We start from the raw sequence: 24,726 nt of genomic DNA, 5'->3' as shown, positions 1-24,726 counted from the left end.
TTTTCAATTCATGTGGCATGCGTCGCGCGTGACGCATGCGGCGTAAATGGGTTTTTCGATGCACTCCGAAGCTCAATCCCAATCCAGCAGTCAGATTTCTTCGAACGAACCGGTTTTCGGCGGCCAGGCACCGCGGCGCAAGTCGCATGCTGTCGACGTCCGCTGGGCCGGCAATCTCGTGACGATCGGCGGCGACGCGCCGGTGCGCGTGCAGTCGATGACCAATACCGATACCGCGGACGCGATTGGTACGGCGATCCAGATCAAGGAACTGGCTCAGGCCGGCTCGGAACTGGTGCGCATTACGGTCAACACGCCGGAAGCCGCGGCGGCCGTGCCGGCCGTGCGCGACCAGCTCGATCGCATGGGCGTGTCGGTGCCGCTCGTGGGCGACTTTCACTACAACGGCCACCTGCTGCTGCGCGACTACCCCGCGTGTGCGGAAGCGCTGTCGAAGTATCGGATCAATCCGGGCAACGTCGGCCACGGCGCGAAGCGCGACACGCAGTTCGCGCAAATGATCGAAGCCGCGATCCAGTACGACAAGCCGGTGCGGATCGGCGTGAACTGGGGCAGTCTCGACCAGGACCTGCTCGCGAAGATGATGGACGAAAACGCCGCGCGTTCCACGCCGTGGGAAGCGCAGAGCGTGATGTACGAAGCGCTGATCCAGTCGGCGATCGGCTCGGCCGAGCGCGCGGTGGAACTGGGCCTGGGCCGCAACAAGATCATCCTGTCGTGCAAGGTCAGCGGCGTGCAGGATCTGATCGCCGTGTACCGCGAACTCGCGCGCCGCTGCGATTTCGCCCTGCACCTCGGCTTGACCGAGGCCGGCATGGGCTCGAAGGGCATCGTGGCGTCGACGGCGGCGCTCTCGGTGCTGCTGCAGCAGGGCATCGGCGACACGATCCGCATTTCGCTGACGCCGGAGCCGGGTGGCCCGCGTACCGGCGAAGTGATCGTCGGTCAGGAAATCCTGCAGACAATGGGTCTGCGCTCATTCACGCCGATGGTGATTGCGTGCCCGGGTTGCGGCCGCACCACCAGCACGCTGTTCCAGGAGCTCGCCTCGCAGATCCAGACCTATCTGCGCCTGCAGATGCCGGTGTGGCGCGACCAGTATCCTGGCGTCGAGAAGATGCACGTGGCCGTGATGGGCTGCATCGTCAACGGGCCTGGCGAATCGAAGCAGGCCAACATCGGCATCAGCCTGCCGGGCTCGGGCGAGAACCCGGCTGCGCCGGTGTTTATCGACGGCGAAAAGGTGAAGACGCTGCGCGGCGAGCATATCGCCGAAGAATTCCAGCAAATCGTGAGCGACTACGTCGAGCGCACTTATGGCCGCGCGACTGCGCTCAACTAAGAAGTATCAAGCGAACACAGATGACTGAACAGAAGAAAAAGCTCGAGAAATTGTCCGGTGTGAAGGGCATGAACGACATCCTCCCTCAGGACGCAGGGCTGTGGGAGTTTTTCGAAGCGACCGTCAAGTCGATGCTCCGTTCTTACGGATACCAGAACATTCGCACACCGATCGTCGAGCACACGCAACTGTTCACGCGCGGTATCGGCGAAGTGACGGACATCGTCGAGAAGGAGATGTACAGTTTTACCGATGCGCTGAACGGTGAAAATCTGACGATGCGTCCGGAGAATACCGCGGCCGTTGTGCGCGCATCGATTGAACACAACATGCTGTACGACGGTCCAAAGCGTCTGTGGTACATCGGCCCGATGTTCCGGCACGAGCGCCCGCAGCGCGGCCGCTATCGCCAGTTCCATCAGGTGGGTATCGAGGCGCTCGGCTTTGCCGGCCCGGATGCCGACGCTGAAATCATCATGATGTGCCAGCGTCTGTGGGACGACCTCGGCTTGACCGGCATTCGTCTCGAAATCAATTCGCTGGGCCTCGCCGAAGAACGCGCGGCGCACCGTGTCGAACTGATCGCGTATCTGGAAAAGCACATGGACGTGCTGGACGAAGACGCGAAGCGCCGTCTCTACACGAACCCGCTGCGTGTGCTCGATACGAAGAACCCGGCGCTGCAGGAAATCGCGCAGAACGCACCGAAGCTGATCGATTTCCTCGGTGAGGCGTCGCGCGCGCACTTCGAAGGGCTGCAGCGTCTGCTGAAGGCGAACAACCTGCCGTTCACGATCAACCCGCGTCTCGTGCGCGGTCTCGATTATTACAATCAGACCGTGTTCGAATGGGTAACCGACAAGCTCGGCGCACAAGGCACGGTGGCGGCCGGTGGCCGTTACGATCCGCTGATCGAGCAACTGGGCGGCAAGCCGACGGCGGCCTGCGGCTGGGCGATGGGCATCGAGCGTATCCTGGAGCTGCTGAAGGAAGAGAACCTCGTGCCGGAAGACGAGGGTTGCGATGTCTACGTGGTCCATCAGGGCGACGCGGCGCGCGAGCAGGCCTTCATCATTGCCGAGCGGCTGCGCGATACCGGTCTTGACGTCATCCTGCATTGCAGCGCCGACGGCCAGACCGCCAGCTTCAAGTCGCAGATGAAGCGTGCGGACGCAAGCGGTGCGGCCTTTGCGGTGGTCCTCGGCGAAGACGAGATCGCCAACGGCACGGTCGGCGTGAAGCCGCTGCGCAACGCCGGCCAGGACGGCGGTAAGAGCGAGCAACAGAACGTGCCGGCCGAAGACTTGACCGAATTTCTAATCAATGCGATGGTTGCATCCGCCGAAGACGGCGACGACTGACGCGTCATGTCGTCGGCCATGTGGTTCGACACATACAAGGTAATAAAAGAGAAGGAATCGCCTGGCGATGAGTTACCACGACGAACAAGAATCAATTGAAGGTCTGAAGGCATGGTGGGCGCAGTGGGGCAATGCCACCACGTGGATCGTGCTGGTGGCGCTGCTCGCGTCCGCAGGCTGGAACGGCTGGAATTACTGGCAACGGCACCAGGCAGCGGAAGCCGCGGTGCTGTACGACCAGGTTCAACAGGCGGTGACTGCCGGCGACAAGGCTCAGGTAACCCGCGTGGCCGGCGACATGGAAGACAAGTTCGGCGGCACCGCGTATGCGCAGATGACGGCGCTGCTGGCGGCCAAGGCGCTGTACGCGGCCGGCGACGAAGCGGGCGCCAAGGCCCAACTGCAATGGACCATCGATCACGCCAGGGACGACGAGTTCAAGCAGATCGCCAAGCTGCGTCTCGCCTCGCTGCTGCTCGACGACAAGTCTTACGACCAGGGCCTCGCGCTGCTCGCAGAGCCGCAGTCCGACGCATTCAAGGGTGTGGTGGCAAATGGCCGCGGCGATCTGCTCGCAGCCCAGGGCAAGCGTGCGGACGCGCGTGCCGCCTACCAGCTCGCACTCGATTCGCTGCCGAAAACCGATACATCCACGCGCCAGTTGATCCAGTTCAAGCTGGACGCGTTGGGCGGTTGAGCGTCGCGTGACGCCTCGCCAGCCCTATTTGATTAATCTTCCTAAATGCAACGTCAACCGATGAATCTGCTGAAACGCTACGCTGTGCCCGTTGCCTGTGCGATGACCGTCCTCGTCTTGACGGCTTGCTCATCCACGAAGGACGAGCGCCGCGAGCCGACGCCGCTCACCGAGTTCAAACCCGTGCTGAACGTGCAGCAGGCCTGGAAATCCAGCGTCGGTAAGGCAGGGCGCTACCTGTTCTCGCCGGTGGCGTTCGGCAACGCGGTCTATGCCGCGGGCGCGAACGGTTCGGTCGCCAAGATCGACGCTCAGACCGGCAAGGACATCTGGCGCATCAAGGTCGGCAGCGACCTGTCGGCAGGTGTAGGCACCGACGGCACGCTGACGGCCGTCGGCGCGCTCAAGGGCGAAGTCTATGTGCTCGGCCAGGACGGCAAGCTGCTGTGGAAGAACACGGCGCCCGGCGAAATCATCTCGCCGCCGCTGGTGGGCAACGGCTACGTGATCGTGCGCACGGTCGACGGCCAGATCACCGCGTTCAACGCCCAGACCGGCGAGCAGAAGTGGGTGTACCGCAATCGCGCGGTACCGCTCAACCTGCGGGTGTCCTCGGGCATGACCTTCGCGGGCGATGCGGCGGTGCTCGCAGGCTTCCCGGGCGGCGGGTTTGCCGCCATCAACCTGCAGACCGGCGACAGCTTCTGGGAAACGCCGGTGTCCTATCCGAAGGGCGTGACGGAAGTCGAGCGGATCAATGACGTGACCGGGCCGCCGACGCTGGTCGGCGCCGAGACCTGTGCCGTGACGTTCCAGGGACAGATTGGCTGCTTCGACGCGAACTCCGGCCGCCCGCTGTGGGAGAAGCCGTTCTCGAGCACGACCGGTGTTGCGCAGGATGAAAACACCGTGGTGGGTGGCGATGACTGGTCCGTGGTGAACGCATTTGACGCGACCAACGGCAACCCGTTGTGGACCAACGACAAGCTGAAGAACCGCGAAGTCAGCGTGCCGTTCCTGCTGGGCCATGCCGCCGTGATGGGCGATTATCAGGGCTTTGTGCATTTCCTCTCGCGTGACGACGGCACGTTTGTCGCACGCATGCCGACCGACGGCAGCCCGATTACCGCTGCGCCGGTGCTGGCGGGCGACACGCTGGTGGTGCAGACGCACGACGGCGACCTGTACGGCTTCCGTCCGCGTTAAGCGCGGCCAGGGCCGATGCGGTCACGCGCAGGCCGGCTTAGCCGGCCGCGTGCGTTTTTGCCGCAGGGCGTCTGTCGCGTCGGGCCGTGGCATGCCGCCGCGCTTGTCAGCCGCCGGTCGCCCTGCGCCTGAAATATCCGGGGCCGTGCTGTCGTAGAAGCGGTCCGGCAACCCGGGTCAATAAGTAAAGATCAACAAGTACAAAGCGCTGTCCGTGCTACGGCACAAGGCGCTGCGCCGGCCCCAGTGCCCCGGCGCCGCCCATACAGCCAACCCAGCGTCCGCCTGGATGGGCATATCTACTGCGCATCCGGGGCCGGCCGAATTCGTGATAATTTGCGTCAAACGCAGCCGCGACGCGGCCGCATGGCGTCGTGCGCGGGGTGGTCGATCTCGGCCTCGCGTTTCACCGTGAACAACATCTGATGAAACCCGTAATTGCCCTTGTTGGGCGCCCCAATGTGGGGAAATCCACGCTATTCAACCGCCTCACGCGCTCGCGTGATGCGCTCGTTGCCGACCTCCCGGGTCTCACGCGCGATCGTCACTACGGCGAAGGCCGCACGGGCGAGCGCCCCTATCTGGTCGTCGATACCGGCGGTTTCGAGCCGGTCGCGAAGGACGGCATTCTCCACGAGATGGCGCGCCAGACCCGCCAGGCGGTCGAGGAATCGGACATTGTCGTGTTTATCGTCGACGGCCGTAACGGCCTCGCGCCGCAGGACAAGTCAATCGCCGACTATCTGCGCAAGACTGGCCGGCCGATTTTCCTCGTCGTCAACAAGGCCGAGGGGATGAAGTACAGCGCGGTGGCGGCGGATTTCTACGAGCTGGGTCTGGGCGACCCGCGCGCCATTTCGGCGGCGCACGGCGACGGCGTGACCGAGATGATCAACGAGGCGCTGGAAGTCGCCTATGCGGGTCAGCCGGAGGAGAGCGACGAGGAGAAGGCCGCACACGGCATCAAGATCGCCATCGTGGGCCGTCCGAACGTCGGCAAGTCGACGCTCATCAACACGCTGGTCGGCGAAGACCGTGTGATCGCCTTCGACATGCCCGGCACCACGCGCGACTCGATCTACGTCGACTTCGAGCGTCAGGGCAAGCCCTATACGCTGATCGACACAGCCGGCCTGCGCCGCCGCGGCAAGGTCTTCGAAGCGATCGAGAAATTCTCGGTGGTGAAGACGCTGCAATCCATTTCGGATGCGAACGTGGTGATCCTGCTGCTCGACGCCCGTCAGGACATCTCCGATCAGGACGCGCACATTGCCGGATTCGTGGTGGAGCAGGGCCGCGCGCTGGTGGTTGGCGTAAACAAATGGGACGGCCTCGACTCGCATGTGCGCGAGCGCACCAAGGCCGATCTCGAACGCAAACTAAAATTTCTCGACTTCGCCAAGTTTCACTTTATTTCAGCGGTGGAGAAGACGGGGATTGGTGCATTGATGCGCTCGGTTGACGATGCGTATGCAGCCGCGATGTCGAAGCTGCCCACGCCCAAACTCACGCGCGCGCTGATCGAAGCCGTGGAATTCCAGCAGCCGCGCCGCCGGGGTCCGGTGCGTCCGAAGCTGCGCTACGCGCACCAGGGAGGCCAGAATCCACCGATCATCGTGATTCACGGCAACGCGCTCGACGCGATCACAGACACTTACAAACGCTACCTCGAAAACCGCTTCAGGGAAACTTTCGGGCTGACCGGGACTCCATTGCGCATAGAGTTCAGATCATCGACGAACCCTTACGCGGACAAAGGCTGAAACCCGCGTGTGTGTTGGGTTTGGCCGGATGGCCGGCCCGCTCGCGCAAAAACGAAAATCGGCTATAGTGTAGCGGTTGACGGCGGATTTCTTTTTCTTCGCCGTCAATTTAGTCAACCTGCAAAAAAATACGGAGTTTGCTATGAGCAACAAAGGGCAATTGTTACAAGACCCGTTTTTGAACGCACTGCGTAAAGAGCACGTGCCGGTGTCGATCTACCTGGTCAACGGCATCAAGCTTCAAGGGAACATCGAATCGTTCGACCAGTACGTCGTGTTGCTCCGGAATACGGTTACCCAGATGGTCTACAAGCACGCCATTTCCACTGTCGTGCCGGCCCGTCCGGTGAATTTCCACCCGGATTCCGAACAGTCCTAACCTCTCGTCGCGGCCGGCGTAGTGTCGCCCGTTGGCGATCTCTCCCGGCCGCTTCATTTTGACACCCTCCAATTTGACCAACGCAGCGCTTGTCGGTATCGACTTCGGTAAGATCGATTTCGAAGCCAGTCTCGAAGAACTCAGCCTGCTCGCGCAAAGCGCGGGCGCGAATCCCATCGTTACCCTCACCGGACGCCGGTCCAGTCCCGATGCCAAGATGTTCGTCGGCAGCGGCAAGGCCGAAGAACTGCGTCTCGCGTGCGAGGCGAACGACATTGAACTCGTCATCTTCAATCATGCTCTCGCGCCGGCTCAGCAGCGCAATCTGGAGCAAGCGCTTAACAGGCGCGTGATCGATCGCACGAGCCTGATTCTCGATATTTTTGCGCAGCGCGCCCGCAGCCACGAAGGCAAGCTGCAGGTCGAGCTCGCTCAACTGCAGTACCTGTCCACGCGGCTGATCCGCGCCTGGACCCACCTGGAGCGGCAAAAAGGCGGTATCGGCCTGCGCGGCCCCGGTGAAACCCAGCTCGAAACCGACCGCCGGCTGATCGGCGAGCGCATCAAGGCGCTCAAGACCCGGCTCGACAAACTGCGCCGCCAGCACGGCACGCAACGGCGCGCGCGCGAGCGCAACCGCACCATGTCGGTGTCGCTGGTCGGCTATACCAACGCCGGCAAGTCGACGCTTTTCAACGCGCTGACCAAGGCCCAGGCTTACGCGGCGGACCAGTTGTTCGCCACCCTCGATACGACCTCGCGGCGCGTCTATCTTGGCGATGAGGTGGGGCAGGTGGTGGTGTCCGATACGGTCGGATTTATCCGCGAGTTGCCTCACCAGCTGGTGGCCGCATTCCGGGCCACCCTCGAAGAAACCATTCACGCCGACTTGCTGCTGCACGTGGTGGATGCCTCGAGCGCCGTGCGCCTCGACCAGATCGATCAGGTCAACGAGGTGCTGCACGAAATCGGCGCCGACACGATCCGTCAGGTGCTGGTGTTCAACAAGATCGACGCGGTGCCAGAACTGGCGGCCCGCGGCGAGGCGGTTGAGCGGGATGAGTATGGTAATATTTCGCGCGTCTTTTTGAGCGCGCGCACCGGGCAGGGGCTGGATACACTGCGCGCTGCCATTGCCGAAATCGCGGCTGCCGATTCTCTTGACGACGCGCAGCGTGTAGCGCCGGAGGAAGACCGCCGGTTCGCCGAAGCACGCGACGATCGCAAGGTCCCAGAACTCGGGCACTGACCCGTTCCAAATTGCACTGACCCGCTGTCTACTCTGGTGAACGAACACAGGTGAACGATTACAACGAGCGGAGTATCTGGCTGCGCCTGCGCGCCATTCTTTCGATGAACGATCCGCGCTGGGGCCGGGGTGACGGCAATGGCGACCGGCAACGGCCGAACGATCCCAGGCGCCCTCAGAACGGCAAGGACGGTGACGGGCCGCCGGATCTCGACGAGATGTGGCGCGATTTCAATCGCCGCCTGAGCAGCGTGTTCGGCCGCAAGGGCCCGGGTGGCGGTATCGGCCGTCCGGACAACGGGCGCGGCGCCCGCATCGGCGTGGGTATCGTGATCGGCGTGCTGATCGCCATCTACCTCGGCAGCGGCGTGTTCGTCGTGCAGGATGGCGAGGCGGGAGTGGTCACGCAGTTCGGCAAGTATCGCTATACGGCCACTCAAGGTGTGCACTGGCGCCTGCCGTATCCGTTCGAAGCGCATGAGCTCGTCAATATCGGTGACGTGCGCACCGTGGAGATCGGCCGCAGCAATCTGGTGCGGCTCGCCAACGTCAAGGACGCGTCGATGCTCACGCACGATGGCGACATCGTCAACGTGCGCTTTGCCGTGCAGTACCAGGTGCGTAGCGCAACCGACTATCTGTTCCATAGCGTGGACCCTGACCAGAGCGTGACCCAGGCGGGGCAGGCGGCGGTGCGCAGCATTGTCGGCGCGCGCAGCACCAACGACATCCTCTATCAGGATCGCGAAGCAATCCGCCAGGAGCTCACCGATGCGATCCAGCATTCCCTGGACGAATCGCAGACGGGCCTCGTCGTGACCGGGGTGACGATCCAGGGCGTGCAGGCGCCCGAACAGGTGCAGGGGGCCTTCGACGACGCGATCAAGGCACATCAGGACCGGGAGCGCGCAAAGGCCGACGCGCAGGCCTACGCGAACGACCTGTTGCCGCATGCGCAGGCCGATGCGGCGCGCCTCGTCGACGAAGCGAAGACCTATAGCGACCAGGTGGTGGCGCAGGCGCAAGGCGACGCCGCGCGCTTCAAGCAGGTCTACGAGCAGTACTCCAAAGCGCCGGCGGTGATCCGCGAGCGCATGTACCTGGACACCATGCAGCATATCTACTCGAATTCGACCAAGGTATTTGTCGACAGCAAGGCCAGCAACAACGTGCTGTATTTGCCGCTCGACAAGCTGATCGAGGCCAGCCGTCAGCGTGCGGCCGAGGCGGCCGCAGCGGGCGCGGCTTCGGGGGCGGCGGCAAGCGCTGCGGCCCAGGGCCAGGCGCAGGGTGTGCAAGGTACAAGCGGTACAAGCAATACAGGCAGTGCGAGTAGCACGAGCGGCGCAGCGGCTTCGGTTCCGGTCCCTGCCGCACCGGCCGCCCAGGCCTCTGGGCCGGCCAGCGACGCGGACGCCGCAAGCGACCCGCTGCGTTCGCGCGAATCGTTCCGCAGCCGCGGCCGCGAAGACGATATTCAATAAGGAGCGCGAACATGAACCGTATCATTGCGCTCGTCGTGATTATCGTGCTGCTGCTGTTTGCGGCGTCGTCGACCGTATTCGTGGTCGACCAGCGTCACATGGCTGTGCTGTCCGCGCGCGGCGACGCCGCGCCTACGCTGCTCGGCCCCGGTCTCCACGCCAGGCTGCCGCCGCCCTTGCAAAACGTGATGCTGGTCGACAGCCGGATCCAGACGCTGGACACGCCGGATGAAGACCGTTACGTCACGTCTGACAAAACCGACCTGCTGGTCGATCCGCTGATCAAGTACCGGGTGACCGATCCGCTCAAGCTGTTCGCGCAGACGAGAGGCGACGAACAGACGCTGCCGGACCGCCTCGCCCTGCTCGCGCGCAGCGCGCTTGGCGACGCGTTTGCCAAGGTGACGCTGACGGACGCACTGGGCAAGCAACAGCAGATTGCGGATGAAGCGCGCGCCGCGATGGCGGCGGCTGCGGCCTCGCTCGGCGTCGAGGTCATCGACATTCAGCTCGCCCGGGTCGATTTTCCGGCGGCGATGGCCGACACCGTGTACAAGCGCATGACCGCCGCGCGTGAGCAGGCGGCCGCGGAGGAGCGCGCCAAGGGCGTGGCCGAAGCCGACCAGATCAAGGCGGATGCGGCCAACCAGCAGCAGGCGCTGCTCGCGGATGCCTACATGCAGGCGCAGACCATCAAGGGCGAGGGCGACGGCAAGGCTGCTGCGATCGCCGCCGACGCTTATGGGCGCGACCCGCAGTTCTACCAGTTCTACCAGAGCATGCTGGCTTACCGGAACACCTTCAAGCCGAACGACGTGATTGTGGTCGATTCGAGCAGCGAGTTTTTCCGCTTCATGCGTAGTCCGACCGGTGATATCTCGCCGGACGCCGCCGCGGCACCGCGCAAACACTGATTACGGGAGCGCCGCGGCATACGTATCGCGGCACCCTCATTCGCATGGATATAGCCGGCTCGTTGTTGCTTGCGATCGCACTAATGCTGATCATCGAGGGAATGTTCCCCTTCGTTTTTCCGAGTGCCTGGCGCGATACGTTTCGTAAAATAGCGGAACGTCCGCCGCATCAGATCCGCATTGGCGGGCTGATCGTGATGGCGCTTGGGCTCATGCTACTGTTTATCGCGACCTGAGGGCGCGAGCTTCGGGCTGACGCAGGTTGCCTGCGCAGCATCAGCCGTGGCAGAGGCCGCGGCGGGGCGCGAGGCGATGCGTGGCGGCCGCGGGTAGCCTGTGCGCTACCGCGTAGCGCCGCCTGTGCCGGCGCGGGCCAGCATGCGTTGCGCGCCAACGGGCGGCCGGTCTTGGAGCCGGCGCACCACCGGGCTTCTGTGCCATTCACTCTCATTTACCGGCGCGGCGAGGCGCCGTGTTCACCGTCGTAGGACTGTATCGATGTCGACCTGGTTACTTCCCGAGAATATTGCCGACGTGCTGCCGTCGGAAGCCCGCAAGATCGAAGAATTGCGGCGTCGTCTGCTGGACCGTTTTCGCGCCTATGGCTACGAAATGGTGATGCCGCCGCTGCTCGAGTACCTCGAGTCGCTGCTGACGGGCGGGGGCCACGACCTGAATCTGCGCACCTTCAAGCTGGTCGATCAGTTGTCGGGCCGCACACTCGGCCTGCGCGCCGACATGACGCCGCAGGTCGCGCGGATCGACGCGCACTTGCTGAACCGTCAGGGCGTGACGCGTCTGTGCTACGCCGGCAACGTGCTGCATACGCGTCCGCGCGGCCTGCACGCAACCCGCGAGCAGATCCAGATCGGGGCGGAAATCTACGGTCACGCCGGTCTCGAAGCGGACCTCGAGATCCAGCAGTTGATGCTCGACGCGCTGCGTCTCGCGGGCCTCGCCAAGGTGCGCCTGGACCTCTGCCACGCGGGCGTGCTGGCGGCGCTGATCGACACGGAACCGGCTGCGGCTGCGCTCGGCGAGTCGCTGTATGAAGCGCTGGCTGGCAAGGACGTGCCGCGTCTGGCCGAACTGACGGCAGCGCTCACGCCGGTGACGCGCGATGCGCTGCGCGCATTGCCGTCCCTGTATGGCGACGCTTCGGTGCTCGACGAGGCACGCAAGCGCCTGCCCGCCACGCCGGAAATTGCCCGCGCCCTTGACGATCTGGCGTTCCTTGCGAGCCAGGTGGACGGTGCGGAAGTGATGATCGATCTGGCCGACCTGCGCGGCTACGCGTACCACAGCGGCGTGATGTTCTCGGCCTATGTGGACGGCGTGCCGAATGCGGTCGCCCGCGGCGGCCGTTATGACCACGTGGGGCAGGCCTACGGCCGTGCGCGTGCGGCCACCGGCTTTTCGCTGGACCTGCGCGAAGTGGCGCGGATTTCCCCGGTCGAAGCCCGTAGCAGCGCGATTCTCGCGCCGTGGCAGCACGACGACGCGCTGCGCATCAGCGTGGCCGCGCTGCGCGATGCCGGCGAGGTGGTGATCCAGGCGCTGCCGGGTCATGACCACGCGCTCGACGAGTTTGCCTGCGACCGCGTGTTGGTCGAGCGCAACGGCGCGTGGGTGGTCGAACCGCGCGCCTGAGCGGCATCAGGAGAACGTCAAAAGGCTCGCAGAGCTTTGCAAAAGGCTTTGCAAAAGGATGGATGCGGTGACCAGCCGCATCATTTCGGTATACCCAGAATAACGTCCATACCGTTGAGCGGAAACGGAAAAATTCGGAAGGTTCCGCGAACATAGGTAGAATACGTTTTTAACCAGCATACGAAACAACATGTCTGCCAGCGCTGTGAATGTGAACCCCGGACGTAACGTCGTCGTCGTGGGGACCCAATGGGGTGATGAAGGCAAGGGCAAGATCGTCGACTGGCTGACGGACCACGCTCAAGGCGTCGTTCGCTTCCAGGGCGGTCACAATGCCGGTCACACGCTTATCATCGGCGGCAAGAAAACCATCTTGCGTCTGATTCCGTCGGGCATCATGCATCCCGGCGTGGCGTGCTACATCGGCAATGGCGTCGTGTTGTCGCCGGAAGCGCTGTTCAAGGAAATTGGCGAGCTCGAAGCCGCCGGGGTCGATGTCCAGAATCGCCTCTTCATTTCCGAAGCCACCACCCTGATCCTGCCGTATCACATCGCCATCGACCAGGGCCGCGAAGCGCGTCGTGGCGCGGGCAAGATCGGCACCACCGGCCGCGGCATCGGCCCGGCCTACGAAGACAAGGTGGCGCGCCGCGGTTTGCGCGTTCAGGACCTGTTCGAGCCGGAGACGTTCGCCGAACGCCTGCGTGAAAACCTCGACTATCACAACTTCGTGCTCACGCAATACCTGGGCGTCGCCGCTGTCGACTTCCAGCAAACGCTCGACACGATGCTCAGCTACGCGGACCGTCTGAAGCCGATGGTGACCGACGTGTCGCGCCGTCTCTACGACGAAAACGCCAAGGGCAACAACCTGCTGTTCGAAGGCGCGCAAGGCACGCTGCTCGACATCGACCACGGCACCTATCCGTTCGTCACGTCGAGCAACTGCGTGGCCGGTGCAGCCACGGCAGGCGCGGGCGTCGGTCCGCAAAAGCTGAACTACATTCTCGGCATCACCAAGGCGTATTGCACGCGCGTCGGTTCGGGCCCGTTCCCGAGCGAACTGTACGATGCGGACAATGCGGATCGCCAGGAGCAGGTCGGCCTGACGCTCGCCACGGTCGGCAAGGAATTCGGCTCGGTCACGGGCCGCCCGCGCCGCACCGGCTGGCTCGACGCCGCTGCACTGCGCCGCTCGATCCAGATCAACGGCGTCTCGGGCCTGTGCATGACCAAGCTCGACGTGCTCGACGGCCTCGACGAAGTGAAGCTGTGCGTGGGCTACACGGTCGACGGCAAGGACTGCGATATCCTGCCGCGCGGCGCGACCGAAGTGGCGCGTTGCGTGCCGGTGTACGAGACCTTCGGCGGCTGGAAGGAAAGCACCGTCGGCATCAAGGAATGGGACAAGCTGCCTGCCAACGCACGCGCCTATCTCACGCGTGTGGAGGAAGTCGCCGGCGTGCCGATCGACATGGTTTCGACCGGCCCGGATCGTGACGAGACGATTCTGCTTCGCCACCCGTTCAAGGTTTAACAGATGACGCAGGGTGTACCGATGATTGCGATGAAAGACCCGCGCAATGACGACAAGAACCTGTGGGTCGGCTGGGACGAGTATCACCGCCTGATCGAATTGCTGGCGCTCTCCGTGCACGAGTCCGGCTGGAAGTTCGACAAGATCCTGTGTCTCGCGCGCGGCGGTTTGCGCGTGGGCGACCAGCTCTCGCGCATCTACGATCTGCCGCTGGCGATTCTCGCCACCAGTTCGTACCGCGAAGCGGCCGGCACGGAGCAGGGCGAGCTCGACATCGCGCAATACATCACCATGACGCGCGGTGAGCTGTCGGGCAACGTGCTGCTGGTCGACGACCTGGTCGATTCGGGCGTGACGCTGGCGCGCGTGCAGCAGCATCTGAAGGAGCGCTATCCGGCCATCACGGCGGTGCGCTCGGCCGTGCTCTGGTACAAGGGTTGCTCGAAGGTCAAACCCGACTACCACGTGCAGTTCCTGCCTACCAATCCGTGGATCCATCAGCCGTTCGAGGAGTGGGACACGGTGCGCCCGCATAACCTCGGCGCGTGGATCAAGCGCGGTACCGCGCAGGATCGCTCGGATACGTGACGCGTGGCGGCCCGCCTGGGCCGTTGCAGCGAACCCGCAAAAACGGAGCCCACGCGGCTCCGTTTTTTTTCGCCTGCGTGCGCGGCTCAGGAGCGATGCAAGACCCGTGTCCGGTGTTATTACGGCGCGCTCAGCGCAGCTTACGGCGAATCCCGCCAACACCTGACCAACGCCTGTCAAGCGGCTGACGGAGCATTACCACGGTGCTAAACTGCGCGGGCTGTCCACGTGGTGTGCCAACAACACGCCGGGTGCTTCCTTACAGTCAGTTTAGAATAGCGCTCGTTTTTTCCGCCCAGGAACGGATACCTCGCGTTTATGACAGATACCCAGCACGTGCACAAACAGCCTTTGCCCACCCTCGCACTGGCTGCGATAGGCGTGGTGTTCGGCGATATCGGCACGAGCCCGCTGTATTCGCTCAAAGAGGCCTTCAGCCCGGCGCATGGCATCCCGCTGACCGAACAATCCATCCTCGGTGTGATCTCGCTGCTGTTCTGGGCGATCGTGATCGTGGTCAGCATCAAGTACGTTCTGTTCGTGATGCGCGCCGACAACAACGGCGAGGGCGGCGTGCTGGCACTCATGGCGCTGGCGCTGCGCTCGGTGGATCCAGCGAAGAAGATGGCCGGTCTGCTGGTGATGCTCGGCATCTTCGGCGCCTGCATGTTCTACGGCGACGCGGTGATCACGCCCGCCATCTCGGTAATCTCCGCCGTCGAGGGGCTGGAGATCGCGGCGCCCAATCTGACTCATCTGGTCCTGCCGCTGACCATCGTGATCCTGATCGTGCTGTTCTGGATCCAGCGGCACGGAACGGCCATGGTGGGGCGCCTGTTCGGACCGATCATGGTGCTGTGGTTCGCGGTGATCGGCCTGCTCGGTCTTGCTCACATCGTGCAGTCACCCAGCGTTATCCGCGCGCTCAATCCCTACTACGCCTATTCGTTCATGGCGGCGCATGTGCTGCAGGCGTATGTCGTGCTCGGCTCGGTGGTGCTGGTGCTGACCGGCGCCGAAGCGCTATATGCCGACATGGGCCACTTCGGCGCGAAGCCGATTCGCCTCGCGTGGTACTGCCTCGTGATGCCCTCGCTGGTGATGAATTACTTCGGCCAGAGTGCGCTGCTGATGCACGACCCGAAGGCTATCGAAAACCCCTTCTTCCTGCTCGCGCCCGACTGGGCGCTGCTGCCGCTGGTCGTGCTGTCGACGGTGGCCACCGTGATCGCTTCGCAGGCCGTGATTTCCGGCGCCTATTCGCTGACGAGCCAGGCCATCCAGCTCGGCTACGTGCCACGCATGAAGATCCTGCACACCTCGGATCTGGCGATCGGACAGATCTATGTGCCGGTGGTGAACTGGATGCTGCTCTTCATCATCCTGTGCATCGTGGTGGCCTTCAAGAGCTCGGACAACCTCGCGGCCGCCTACGGGATTGCCGTGACGGCTACGATGGTCATTACTACGGTGCTCGCCTGCGTGGTGATGGTGAACGTCTGGAAGTGGAACAAGGCGCTGGTTGCGCTGATTATCGGCGGCCTGATGGTGGTGGACCTGGGCTTCTTTGGCGCCAATCTGCTGAAGGTCGAGGAGGGCGGCTGGCTGCCGCTCGGCATCGGTGCGCTGCTGTTCTTCCTGCTGATGACCTGGTTCAAGGGCAGGATGATCGTCAAGGAACGCACGGCGGCCGACGGTATTCCGCTGATGCCGTTCCTGCAGGGGTTGCTTGCGCATCCGCCGCACCGGGTCTCCGGTACGGCGATTTATCTGACCGGCAGCGACGTGCTGGTGCCGGTGAGCCTGCTGCACAACCTGAAGCACAACAAGGTGCTGCATGAGCGCACCATTTTCCTGACCTTCTCGACGCTCGATATTCCGTACGTCAACGAGGCGGACCGGCTCACCGTGAAGGAGATTGGCGGGGGCCTGTACCTTGTGAAGGCGGCTTATGGCTTCAATGAGACGCCCGATGTGAAGGCCGTGCTGACCGACGTGGGCCGCACGCACGACATGACCTTCGAATTGATGGACACGTCGTTCTTCCTCGCCCGCGAAACGGTGGTGCCGACGCAGTTGCCTGGCATGTCGGTATGGCGCGAACGGGTGTTCGCGTGGATGCATCAGAACGCGGCCAAACCGACCGATTTCTTCAGCATCCCAGCCAATCGTGTGGTGGAGCTGGGGACCAAGATCGAGATTTGAGCTTCAGGCGGTAGCGCATTCGTGAATGCTTCCTGAAGGCGCCACTCCAGGGGGCTCAGCCAACAAAAAACCCACGCGGTTTTCATCTGCGTGGGTTTTTTGTTGTGCGTTGTTTCTGGCAGTGCGAGCCGGTGCGACGGCTCACCGCTTGCCCCGCGAAGCGGCGACCGAACGCGTGTGCGCCCGTCGCGCCCAGGGGGCTTTAACGCTTGAGCTTGGCGAACGCCGCAGCCATCGCGCCGGACGGTTCCGGTTCACGCGAGCGTTGCGGTGCGCCGCGGCCATTGCCACCCGGGCGGGCGGCGCCGCGGTCCTGCTGGGCACCGCCACTGCGCGGTCCTGCACCTGCCGCACCCGTTGCACCGAACTCGTCGGCCAGACGCATGGTCAGCGAAATACGCTGACGCTTCACATCCACTTCCAGCACCTTGACCTTGACGATCTGGCCGGCCTTCACGACTTCGTGCGGGTCCTTGATGAACTTCGTCGACATGGCCGACACATGGACCAGGCCGTCCTGGTGCACGCCGATATCGATAAACGCGCCGAAGGCCGCCACGTTGGTCACGACGCCTTCGAGCACCATGCCCGGCGAAAGATCGGAGATCTTCTCGACACCCTCGCGGAAGGTGGCGGTCTTGAACTCGGGGCGCGGGTCGCGGCCCGGCTTTTCGAGCTCCGCCAGAATGTCGCGCACGGTAGGCAGACCGAAGCGTTCGTCGACGAATTCGCTCGGCGACAGGCCTGACAGCGCCTCACGATTGCCGAGCACTTCGCCCACCTGCTTGCTGATTTTGGCGAGCATGCGCTCGACCACCGGATACGCTTCCGGGTGCACCGACGAACGGTCGAGCGGGTTCTCGCCGTTGTTGATGCGCAGGAAGCCCGCGGCCTGTTCGAAGGTCTTGTCGCCCAGGCGCGGCACCTTGCGCAGATGTTCGCGCGACGGGAACGGACCGTTGGCGTCGCGGAAGTCGACGATGTTGCGCGCAAGCGTGGCGTTCAGACCGGAGACGCGTGCAAGCAGCGCGACCGATGCCGTATTCGCATCGACCCCGACCGCGTTCACGCAGTCCTCGACCACCGCGTCGAGCGAGCGGGCCAGCTCGCGCTGGTTCACGTCATGCTGATACTGGCCGACGCCGATCGCCTTTGGCTCGATTTTCACGAGCTCGGCGAGCGGGTCCTGCAGACGCCGCGCAATCGACACCGCGCCGCGCAGCGACACGTCCATGTCGGGGAATTCCTTGGCCGCGAGTTCGGAGGCCGAGTACACCGACGCGCCCGCTTCGGACACGACGATCTTCTGCAGCTTGAACTCCGGGTGGCGCGCAATCAGCTCGCTTGCGAGCTTGTCGGTTTCGCGCGAGGCCGTGCCGTTGCCGATGCTGATCAGCTCGGCTTGCGTTTGCGCGCAGATGCGTGCGAGTTTGGCGATCGAGCCGTCCCAGTCGCGGCGCGGCTCGTGCGGGTAAATCGTATCGGTCACCAGCACCTTGCCGGTGCGGTCGACCACGGCCACCTTGACGCCCGTGCGCAGACCCGGGTCGAGGCCGATCACCGCCTTCGGTCCGGCGGGCGCCGCCAGCAGCAGATCCTTCAGGTTGCGTGCAAACACGCGGATCGCCTCATGCTCGGCTTCTTCGCGCAGATTGGTGAGCAGTTCGTTTTCGATGTGCGGCTGCACCTTGACGCGCCAGCACCAGCGGCACACGTCGGCGAGCCATTTGTCGGCCGGGCGGTTCTGATTGGCAATGCCGAAGTGGCGCGCAATCAGCGCTTCACCCGGATGCGGCACCTGCGCATCCAGCTCTTCGCCTAGGCCCAGCTTGACCATCAGTACGCCGGCATTGCGGCCGCGGAAGAGGGCGAGCGCGCGGTGCGACGGCACCGTTCTGATGGTTTCCGAATAGTCGTAGTAATCGCGGAATTTCTCTTCTTCCGCGCTTTCCTTGCCTTCCACCACTTTCGACGACACCACGCCCTGGTTGAACAGGTACTCGCGCAGCTTGCCGAGCAGCTCGGCGGTTTCGCCGAATTGTTCGGAGAGGATGTCGCGCGCGCCGTCGAGCGCCGCCTTCACGTCGGCCACGCCCTTTTCGGCGTCCACGTATTGGGCGGCTTCGGTCTGCGGATCGAGCAGCGGATTGGCCAGCAGAGCCTGCGCGAGGGGTTCGAGCCCCGCTTCGCGGGCGATCTGCGCACGCGTGCGGCGCTTCGGCTTGTACGGCAGATAGAGGTCTTCGAGCACCTGCTTGCTGTCCGCGCCTTCGATGGCGGAGCGCAACTCGTCGGTCATCTTGCCCTGTTCTTCGATGCTCGCAACGATCGCGGCGCGCCGGTCTTCCAGCTCGCGCAGATACAGGAGCCGTTCCTCGAGATTGCGCAGTTGCGTATCGTCGAGGTTGTCGGTCACTTCCTTACGGTAGCGCGCGATAAACGGAACGGTCGCGCCTTCGTCGAGGAGTTGCACCGCCGCTGCGACCTGGCGCGGCTGGACGGAGAGTTCGCTGGCAATGCGCTGTACGATCTTGAGTGCTACGGTTTCCGTCATAGGGTCTAGGTGTTCCTGCCGGACTCAATCTGAGGCCGCGCGTGACGGCACGCGGGAGGCGTGCGCGCTGCGACCGGGTTGCTGAAGCGGGGCATTTTGCCATAAATGCCAAAGGGCTCAACCGCGGGGTGATAGAATTTCGGGCATGTCCCGTTGCCCATCTACGACGTTGCCGATCTCCCGTTTTCCACTTGCTTCGCTTACCGTCACGCTTGCCGCGCCGCTCGTCACCTGCGCTGCGCTGGGCGTTGCCGCCGCCTCTTTCGCCGTGTCCGCACCGGCGTTGGCGCAAGACCAGCCGGCGGTGTCGGGACCGGCGGCTTCCGTGCCGTTGGCGGCTTCTGCGGGCCTGGTGGATAGCCCCGCGGATGCCGCGGGGTCAGCGGCTTCCGGTACGGTACTGCGCCCGGATGAGAGCGCGCTGGGTGGCGCGGCGGGTAGTCTGGTGAGCGCGTCGGACGCTGGAGCCACGCAGGCGGCGAATAACGGCTTCGATGCGCGGCAGAATGTCCTGAACCGCCGCACCGAGGAGAACAACTATCAGTACGCAGTTGACGAACATAACTGTTATAGCAAGTTTTTCGTGAACTACTGTCTCGACAAGGCGCGTGACAGGATGCGTGTCGTACAGGCCGATATCCGCAAGGAGCAGCTCGCGCTCAACTCGGAAGAGCGCACGCAGCGCGCGCAGCAGCGCGACCAGCAGGCAGCCTTGCAGCGCGCCCAGGACGAGGCCAACGCGCCGCAGCGGGCGGCGAACGAGGCCGGCAATCAGCAGGCTTTCGAAGAGAAGCAGCGTCAGCATCAACTGGACCAGGCTCAGCGCAACGCGGAGGCGCCGCAGCGCGCGGCCAACGAGCAGGCCTATCAGCAAAAGTTGCAGCAGCACGCGCTGGATCAGGCGCAACGCGGTATCAGTACGCCGCAGGCGGCCGCGAACCAGCAGGCGTACGACCAGAAGCAGGCGAATTTCCAGACCCAGCTCGAGCAGGCCCGCGAGCAGGGGGCGCAAAAGGCGCAGGAGCGTATCGAGAAGCAGCAGAGCTATGAGCGCAAGCAGGAGACGGCCGCGCAGCATAAGCAGGACGTCGAGACGCGCCAGAAGCAGGCAGCCGATAAGGCTCAGCAAAAACAGCAGGAGCAGTTGCAGCAGCAACAGCAACTCGAGCAGCAAAAGCAGCAGCAACAACAGCAATAGCAGTAACGCGTTTTTAGCCGGACAGCAACCTCAGGCGTCTGGGCTGCACGAGGCAGCTAGCGCCACATCGGGAGAGGAGGCGAGCATGCGCGACCATCATCACGTCATCGACGCGAACGCACTTCAGGACCGCATTCTGCAACTGGAATCGGAACACAGTGGTCTGGACCGTCTGATCGACAAAATGTCGGATGAGCCCGGCTTCGACGATCTTGAGCTGCAGCGCCTGAAGAAGCGCAAGCTCAAGGTCAAGGACACCATCATCTTGCTGCAGTTGCAGCTCGAACCGGACGCGCGCGCCTAGGCGCGCGACCTGGCAGGCGCCGGGTCGCCACGCGCGCACCGGACTTTGCAGGAAACGCTTGCCTTGAATGCACCGCTTGTTTCTTCTTCGCGCGGCTCGTCGGACGACGACGCTTCCGCACGCGAGCCACGCGCCGCTGAGGGCGCGCTCGCGGCCGCGCTGAACCCTCGCCGCAAGACCGAGCTCGACGACATTTTTGCCGCCGACGGCCTGCTGGCGCGCCAGATTGACGGCTACCGCTCGCGCGCCTCGCAGATCGAGATGGCGCGTGCGGTGGCCGCCGCGATGGAAGCGTCGGGCCGTGCGATGCCCGAGCCGGCGATGTTCGAGGCGCAGAAGCGTCCAGCCCGGCGTCTGCAGGCGCCCGCTGGGGAAGCTCCGGCTGATGCATCCGCGGATGCGGGTGCGAGCGAAGCGGCCGGCGGTCTCGACGGCAGCGAGAACACGCTGATCGTGGAGGCGGGCACGGGTACCGGCAAGACCTATGCGTACCTGGTGCCGGCCATGCTGTGGGGCGGCAAGGTGATCGTCTCGACCGGCACCAAGCACCTGCAGGACCAGTTGTTCCAGCGCGACATTCCCACCGTGCGCGACGCGCTTGCGGTGCCTGTTTCGGTGGCCATGCTCAAGGGCCGTGCGAACTACCTGTGCCATTACTACCTGCAGCGCACCGCGGATAACGGCCGCTTGCCGTCGCGCCAGGAAACCTCGTATCTGCAGGACATCGTCCGCTTTGCGAAGATCACGCGCACCGGCGACAAGGCCGAACTTGCGAGTGTGCCGGAAACCGCCGCGGTGTGGTCGATGGTCACCTCGACGCGCGAGAATTGCCTCGGCCAGGAGTGCCCGCACTACAAGGAATGCTTCGTGATGCAGGCGCGCCGCGAAGCACAGCAGGCCGATATCGTGGTGGTCAACCACCACCTGTTTTTCGCTGACATCATGTTGCGCGACACCGGTATGGCCGAGTTGCTGCCGACCGCCAACACGATCATCTTCGACGAAGCGCATCAATTGCCGGAGACGGCGACGCTGTTTTTCGGCGAGACGCTTTCGACCGCGCAGTTCCTCGAACTCGCCCGCGATTCGGTGGCCGAGGGTCTGGGCCATGCGCGCGAGGTGGTCGACTGGGTAAAGCTCGGCGCGGCGCTCGAACGCTCGGCGCGCGACGTGCGTGTTGCCTTCAGGGAAGACTCGGTGCGCCTGTCGATCGGCCAGTTGCCCGACGATCACGCGCTTTTTCCTGCGCTGGAAAAGCTCGAAACGGAACTGGACGCGCTGGCCGACGCCTTGTCGAGCCAGGCCGAGCGCGCTGAATCGATTGGCGCCTGTCTGCGACGCGCCCGTGAACTGCAGGGGATTCTGTCAGGCTGGACTACGCCACCGACCGAGGCCGAACGCGATGCGGCCTCGGGCGCTGCCGATGCCAAGGCTACCGTCACCGATCCGAACGAAAAGGTGCGCTGGATCGAAGTCTTCGCGCATACCGTGCAGTTGCACGAGACACCGCTGTCGGTCGCGCCGATCTTTGCCAAGCAACGCGCCGGCGTGCCGCGGGCGTGGATCTTCACCTCGGCCACGCTCTCGGTGCGCGGCGATTTCACCCACTATGCGGCACAGATGGGCCTGAACGCGCGCCGCTCGATGACGCTGCCCAGCCCGTTCGACTATCCGTCTCAAGGGCTGCTGTACGTGCCGCGCAATCTGCCGCAGCCGTCTTCGCCGATGTTCACCGACGCCGTGTTCGAAGCCGCGTTGCCGGCCATCGAAGCCTCGGGCGGCGGCGTGTTCATGCTCTGCACGACCTTGCGCGCGGTCGACCGGATTGCCGCGAAGCTGCGCGATACGATTGAAGCGCGCGGCTGGAATTATCCGCTGCTGGTGCAGGGCGATGCGAGCCGCACCGAGTTGCTGGAGCGCTTCCGCACCTACGGCAACGCGATTCTGGTGGGCAGCCAGAGCTTCTGGGAAGGCGTGGATGTGCGCGGCGATGCGCTCTCGCTCGTGGTGATCGACAAGCTGCCGTTTGCGCCGCCTGACGACCCGGTGCTGGCAGCCCGGCTCGATGCGCTGACCAAGAAGGGGCTGAGTCCATTTGCGGTCCACCAGTTGCCGCAGGCAGTGATTACGCTCAAGCAGGGCGCAGGGCGTCTGATTCGCGCTGAGACCGATCGCGGCGTGCTGATGATCTGCGATACGCGTCTGGTCGACAAACCCTATGGGCGCCGTATATGGCAGAGCCTGCCACCCTTCAAGCGCACGAGAGAGATCGATGTGGTGCGTGAGTTCTTTGAGGAAGGGGCCGCGGCCCCCGCGAGCTGAGCGAGGGGGATAGGGGCGGGGTGGCCGTGAAAGCCGGCCGCTGAAAAGCCGCCTCCTGAAAAACGGTTGCTAAAAAGCGGCAGCAGAAAAGCAAAACGCCACGGATGAGAATCCGTGGCGTTTTGCTTTACCCCGCCGGGAGACCGGAATGATCTCCCCGCGTGGTTTTCGCCCAGAGGCGAACCCTGTACGACAGCTTACTGGCTTGCGCCCGAAGCCGGAGCAGCAGCCGAAGCAGCAGCGTCCGAAGCTGCAGCACCTGCGTCCGAAGCAGCGGCAGTAGCCGAAGCAGCAGCGTCGCTCGCAGCAGCAGCGCTCGAAGCAGCAGCGCCTGCATCCGAAGCAGCAGCAGGTGCCGAAGCAGCCGATGCATCGCTAGCCGGGGCAGCTGCTTGGTCGCTGCTCTTGTTGCATGCAGCCAGTGCCACAGCTGCCAACAGGGATGCTACGAGGAGGGATTTCTTCATGATCACGTCCTTTTATGGTTAAAGGTAAGCAACAGCGCAAAATAATACCGGTAATGTGCTCCAACACCGACCTGGGCCGCTGGTGGAGACGCACTTCAGAAGAGCGTGAATCTTCCCTACGGCTTGGGCGGAAATTATATGCACTTTCGTATCGACCGTCGACAAATCCGGGGTCAATACGTTGTCTTTCTCATACAAAATTTCACAGTACTTCATATAACAGGCAGACAAGCTTAGGCAAGCTCGCCCACTTGTATCCAGCCCGCACAATACCACTCGTGCAGCAATGCTGTCACCGATGATTCGTCAGAGAGTGTTACAAAGCGTTTCGCACTCATACATCGGCTATCAGCGAATTCAATCAACCATTTTTTACGGCTTGTAAGCCGGTTTTCTTCCCCATTCAGGAAGAAAAAGCGGCTGTTGTACAGCAAAATCGTCTTCCGGTCGAGTCTGAGTCCCAACTTTGAAGCGCGCTGAATAAAACGGGCTTCATTGAGCGGCTGCTCCGGCGGATCGAACACCACACTCGGTTTCGGTTCGCTCAGGTATGTGCCGAGGAACGAGGCAATGTCCTGCTCGTTCCATTTCACCTGAGCAAGGAGCGCGCCTACACGCTCGATCAGCGCTGCCGGAAGCTCAGCCGGATGGGCCACAGCCGGCTGCTGCGGGTCGCGGTAAAGTTGCGGCGCATGTCCTTCGTGTTCGCCGCCCGCCGCGTTTTCTCCGCGCTCGGCGAGATGATACAGAAACTGCGCCGTGAGCTCGTTCGAGGAGGGCGCCCGGAAGCCGATCGAACACGTCATGCACTCGCCTTCCGCCACCCCGTCATGGGCGATATGCGGCGGAAGATACAGCATGTCGCCCGGTTCGAGAACCCATTCATCTTCCGGCTCGAAATTTTGTAAAACTTTCAACGGCACACCGGGGCGCAGCGACAGATCGCGCTGCGCGCTGATGCGCCAGCGGCGCTTGCCGTGAACCTGCAGCAGGAATACGTCGTACGAATCGAAGTGCGGGCCGACTCCGCCGCCATCGGTTGCGTACGAGATCATCAGGTCGTCCAGACGCGCGTCTGGCACGAAGCGGAAGCGCTCGAGCAGGGCGCGCGCGCGATCGTCGTGCAGGTCGACGCCCTGCACGAGGAGCGTCCATGCGCGCTGCTTGAGCGCGGGCAATTCGTCAGCCGCAAACGGGCCGTGTTCCAGTTGCCACTTGTTGCGAAAGTGCGTAATGAGGCGCGCTTCCACGTCGTCCTGATCGGCCAGTTCGAACAGCTCGTCGCGCGAGAGCGGCGCGGCGACGTTCGGGATGGCCTGACGAATCAGCAGAGGCTTTTTTTGCCAGTAGCGGCGCATGAATTGCGCCGGTGTGAGGTTGCCGAGCAGCGGCGTCGGCACGTCGGGCGAGGGCGGCGCAAGCGGCGAAGAAATCCGCGCAGAAGCTGCGTGCGCCGGGTGGTCAAGGGGCCGCTTAGGCATCGTA

19 protein-coding genes are annotated in these 24,726 nt (G+C 63.6%); 17 read left to right on the top strand and 2 right to left on the bottom strand.

The annotated features are described in order from the left end of the window. The first annotated feature begins 46 nt into the window (after positions 1 to 46). From ispG to FFS45_RS15675, 14 genes are all read left to right on the top strand, one after another. Positions 47 to 1,363 carry a flavodoxin-dependent (E)-4-hydroxy-3-methylbut-2-enyl-diphosphate synthase gene (ispG, locus tag FFS45_RS15740; RefSeq protein WP_137955572.1) on the top strand — a complete coding sequence of 439 codons (1,317 nt, stop codon included), beginning with the start codon at positions 47 to 49 and terminating at the stop codon, positions 1,361 to 1,363. A gap of 20 nt (positions 1,364 to 1,383) precedes the next feature. Next, complete coding sequence (gene hisS / locus FFS45_RS15735; RefSeq protein ID WP_137955571.1) at positions 1,384 to 2,724, top strand: histidine--tRNA ligase; 1,341 nt, start codon at positions 1,384 to 1,386, stop codon at positions 2,722 to 2,724. A 67-nt stretch (positions 2,725 to 2,791) separates the two neighbouring features. Next, on the top strand, positions 2,792 to 3,421 hold the full coding sequence (locus tag FFS45_RS15730; RefSeq protein ID WP_137955570.1) for a tetratricopeptide repeat protein: 630 nt from the start codon (positions 2,792 to 2,794) through the stop codon (positions 3,419 to 3,421). Positions 3,422 to 3,481: 60 nt separating this feature from the next. Beyond that, positions 3,482 to 4,627, top strand: coding sequence for an outer membrane protein assembly factor BamB (gene bamB, locus FFS45_RS15725; RefSeq protein WP_137955569.1), 1,146 nt, complete (start codon positions 3,482 to 3,484; stop codon positions 4,625 to 4,627). Between the two features lie 425 nt (positions 4,628 to 5,052). Beyond that, positions 5,053 to 6,390 (top strand): ribosome biogenesis GTPase Der, encoded by a 1,338-nt coding sequence (gene der, locus FFS45_RS15720; protein ID WP_137955568.1) that lies wholly within the window; start codon positions 5,053 to 5,055, stop codon positions 6,388 to 6,390. A 142-nt stretch (positions 6,391 to 6,532) separates the two neighbouring features. Further along, a complete protein-coding gene (hfq, locus tag FFS45_RS15715) occupies positions 6,533 to 6,769 on the top strand; it encodes an RNA chaperone Hfq (protein ID WP_006051315.1) in 237 nt (78 codons plus the stop codon). Positions 6,770 to 6,827: 58 nt separating this feature from the next. Then, the gene (hflX, locus tag FFS45_RS15710) at positions 6,828 to 8,018 is read left to right on the top strand and encodes a GTPase HflX (protein WP_137955567.1); all 1,191 of its coding nucleotides are present in this window, start codon (positions 6,828 to 6,830) and stop codon (positions 8,016 to 8,018) included. Positions 8,019 to 8,068: 50 nt separating this feature from the next. Continuing rightward, the gene (hflK, locus tag FFS45_RS15705) at positions 8,069 to 9,502 is read left to right on the top strand and encodes an FtsH protease activity modulator HflK (RefSeq protein WP_137955566.1); all 1,434 of its coding nucleotides are present in this window, start codon (positions 8,069 to 8,071) and stop codon (positions 9,500 to 9,502) included. Between the two features lie 11 nt (positions 9,503 to 9,513). Next, positions 9,514 to 10,416: a protease modulator HflC gene (locus FFS45_RS15700; protein WP_137955565.1), complete on the top strand. Its 903-nt coding sequence runs from the start codon at positions 9,514 to 9,516 to the stop codon at positions 10,414 to 10,416. 44 nt (positions 10,417 to 10,460) lie between these two features. Beyond that, positions 10,461 to 10,652, top strand: coding sequence for a DUF2065 domain-containing protein (locus FFS45_RS15695; RefSeq protein ID WP_137955564.1), 192 nt, complete (start codon positions 10,461 to 10,463; stop codon positions 10,650 to 10,652). Between the two features lie 262 nt (positions 10,653 to 10,914). Then, the gene (locus FFS45_RS15690; RefSeq protein WP_137955563.1) at positions 10,915 to 12,066 is read left to right on the top strand and encodes an ATP phosphoribosyltransferase regulatory subunit; all 1,152 of its coding nucleotides are present in this window, start codon (positions 10,915 to 10,917) and stop codon (positions 12,064 to 12,066) included. Between the two features lie 190 nt (positions 12,067 to 12,256). Further along, a complete protein-coding gene (locus FFS45_RS15685; RefSeq protein ID WP_137955562.1) occupies positions 12,257 to 13,603 on the top strand; it encodes an adenylosuccinate synthase in 1,347 nt (448 codons plus the stop codon). 3 nt (positions 13,604 to 13,606) lie between these two features. Next, on the top strand, positions 13,607 to 14,191 hold the full coding sequence (locus tag FFS45_RS15680) for a phosphoribosyltransferase (protein WP_137955561.1): 585 nt from the start codon (positions 13,607 to 13,609) through the stop codon (positions 14,189 to 14,191). A 318-nt stretch (positions 14,192 to 14,509) separates the two neighbouring features. Continuing rightward, positions 14,510 to 16,396: a potassium transporter Kup gene (locus tag FFS45_RS15675; RefSeq protein WP_137955560.1), complete on the top strand. Its 1,887-nt coding sequence runs from the start codon at positions 14,510 to 14,512 to the stop codon at positions 16,394 to 16,396. A 202-nt stretch (positions 16,397 to 16,598) separates the two neighbouring features. On the opposite strand, the gene FFS45_RS15670 is transcribed toward FFS45_RS15675, so the two are convergent. Next, complete coding sequence (locus FFS45_RS15670) at positions 16,599 to 18,950, bottom strand: Tex family protein (protein ID WP_137955559.1); 2,352 nt, start codon at positions 18,948 to 18,950, stop codon at positions 16,599 to 16,601. A 145-nt stretch (positions 18,951 to 19,095) separates the two neighbouring features. Between FFS45_RS15670 and FFS45_RS15665 the strand changes: the two genes are divergently transcribed. The 3 genes from FFS45_RS15665 (at position 19,096) to FFS45_RS15655 (ending at position 22,774) form a co-directional block, all read left to right on the top strand. Beyond that, positions 19,096 to 20,148, top strand: a complete 1,053-nt coding sequence (locus FFS45_RS15665; protein WP_171029659.1) for a hypothetical protein — start codon at positions 19,096 to 19,098, stop codon at positions 20,146 to 20,148. Between the two features lie 85 nt (positions 20,149 to 20,233). Beyond that, a complete protein-coding gene (locus tag FFS45_RS15660) occupies positions 20,234 to 20,452 on the top strand; it encodes a DUF465 domain-containing protein (protein WP_137955558.1) in 219 nt (72 codons plus the stop codon). A gap of 63 nt (positions 20,453 to 20,515) precedes the next feature. Beyond that, on the top strand, positions 20,516 to 22,774 hold the full coding sequence (locus FFS45_RS15655; RefSeq protein ID WP_137955557.1) for an ATP-dependent DNA helicase: 2,259 nt from the start codon (positions 20,516 to 20,518) through the stop codon (positions 22,772 to 22,774). Between the two features lie 700 nt (positions 22,775 to 23,474). Here the strand turns inward: FFS45_RS15655 and FFS45_RS15640 are convergent. After that, complete coding sequence (locus tag FFS45_RS15640; protein WP_137955555.1) at positions 23,475 to 24,722, bottom strand: cupin domain-containing protein; 1,248 nt, start codon at positions 24,720 to 24,722, stop codon at positions 23,475 to 23,477. Between the last annotated feature and the right edge of the window lie 4 nt (positions 24,723 to 24,726).

The sequence above is a fragment of the Burkholderia sp. 4M9327F10 genome, assembly GCF_005503145.1.
Classification (GTDB): Bacteria; Pseudomonadota; Gammaproteobacteria; order Burkholderiales; family Burkholderiaceae; genus Paraburkholderia.
Note: the sequence above shows the minus strand (reverse complement) of the source record. Positions and strands in the feature narration are given on the sequence as shown.

What these genes read in the sequence shown, in the direction of transcription:
- ispG (WP_137955572.1), top strand. Translation starts at nt 47, where the DNA reads ATGGGTTTTTCGATGCACTCCGAAGCTCAATCCCAATCCAGCAGTCAG.
- hisS (WP_137955571.1), top strand. Translation starts at nt 1,384, where the DNA reads ATGACTGAACAGAAGAAAAAGCTCGAGAAATTGTCCGGTGTGAAGGGC.
- FFS45_RS15730 (WP_137955570.1), top strand. Translation starts at nt 2,792, where the DNA reads ATGAGTTACCACGACGAACAAGAATCAATTGAAGGTCTGAAGGCATGG.
- bamB (WP_137955569.1), top strand. Translation starts at nt 3,482, where the DNA reads ATGAATCTGCTGAAACGCTACGCTGTGCCCGTTGCCTGTGCGATGACC.
- der (WP_137955568.1), top strand. Translation starts at nt 5,053, where the DNA reads ATGAAACCCGTAATTGCCCTTGTTGGGCGCCCCAATGTGGGGAAATCC.
- hfq (WP_006051315.1), top strand. Translation starts at nt 6,533, where the DNA reads ATGAGCAACAAAGGGCAATTGTTACAAGACCCGTTTTTGAACGCACTG.
- FFS45_RS15700 (WP_137955565.1), top strand. Translation starts at nt 9,514, where the DNA reads ATGAACCGTATCATTGCGCTCGTCGTGATTATCGTGCTGCTGCTGTTT.
- FFS45_RS15695 (WP_137955564.1), top strand. Translation starts at nt 10,461, where the DNA reads ATGGATATAGCCGGCTCGTTGTTGCTTGCGATCGCACTAATGCTGATC.
- FFS45_RS15690 (WP_137955563.1), top strand. Translation starts at nt 10,915, where the DNA reads ATGTCGACCTGGTTACTTCCCGAGAATATTGCCGACGTGCTGCCGTCG.
- FFS45_RS15685 (WP_137955562.1), top strand. Translation starts at nt 12,257, where the DNA reads ATGTCTGCCAGCGCTGTGAATGTGAACCCCGGACGTAACGTCGTCGTC.
- FFS45_RS15680 (WP_137955561.1), top strand. Translation starts at nt 13,607, where the DNA reads ATGACGCAGGGTGTACCGATGATTGCGATGAAAGACCCGCGCAATGAC.
- FFS45_RS15675 (WP_137955560.1), top strand. Translation starts at nt 14,510, where the DNA reads ATGACAGATACCCAGCACGTGCACAAACAGCCTTTGCCCACCCTCGCA.
- FFS45_RS15670 (WP_137955559.1), bottom strand. Translation starts at nt 18,950, where the DNA reads ATGACGGAAACCGTAGCACTCAAGATCGTACAGCGCATTGCCAGCGAA.
- FFS45_RS15665 (WP_171029659.1), top strand. Translation starts at nt 19,096, where the DNA reads ATGTCCCGTTGCCCATCTACGACGTTGCCGATCTCCCGTTTTCCACTT.
- FFS45_RS15660 (WP_137955558.1), top strand. Translation starts at nt 20,234, where the DNA reads ATGCGCGACCATCATCACGTCATCGACGCGAACGCACTTCAGGACCGC.
- FFS45_RS15640 (WP_137955555.1), bottom strand. Translation starts at nt 24,722, where the DNA reads ATGCCTAAGCGGCCCCTTGACCACCCGGCGCACGCAGCTTCTGCGCGG.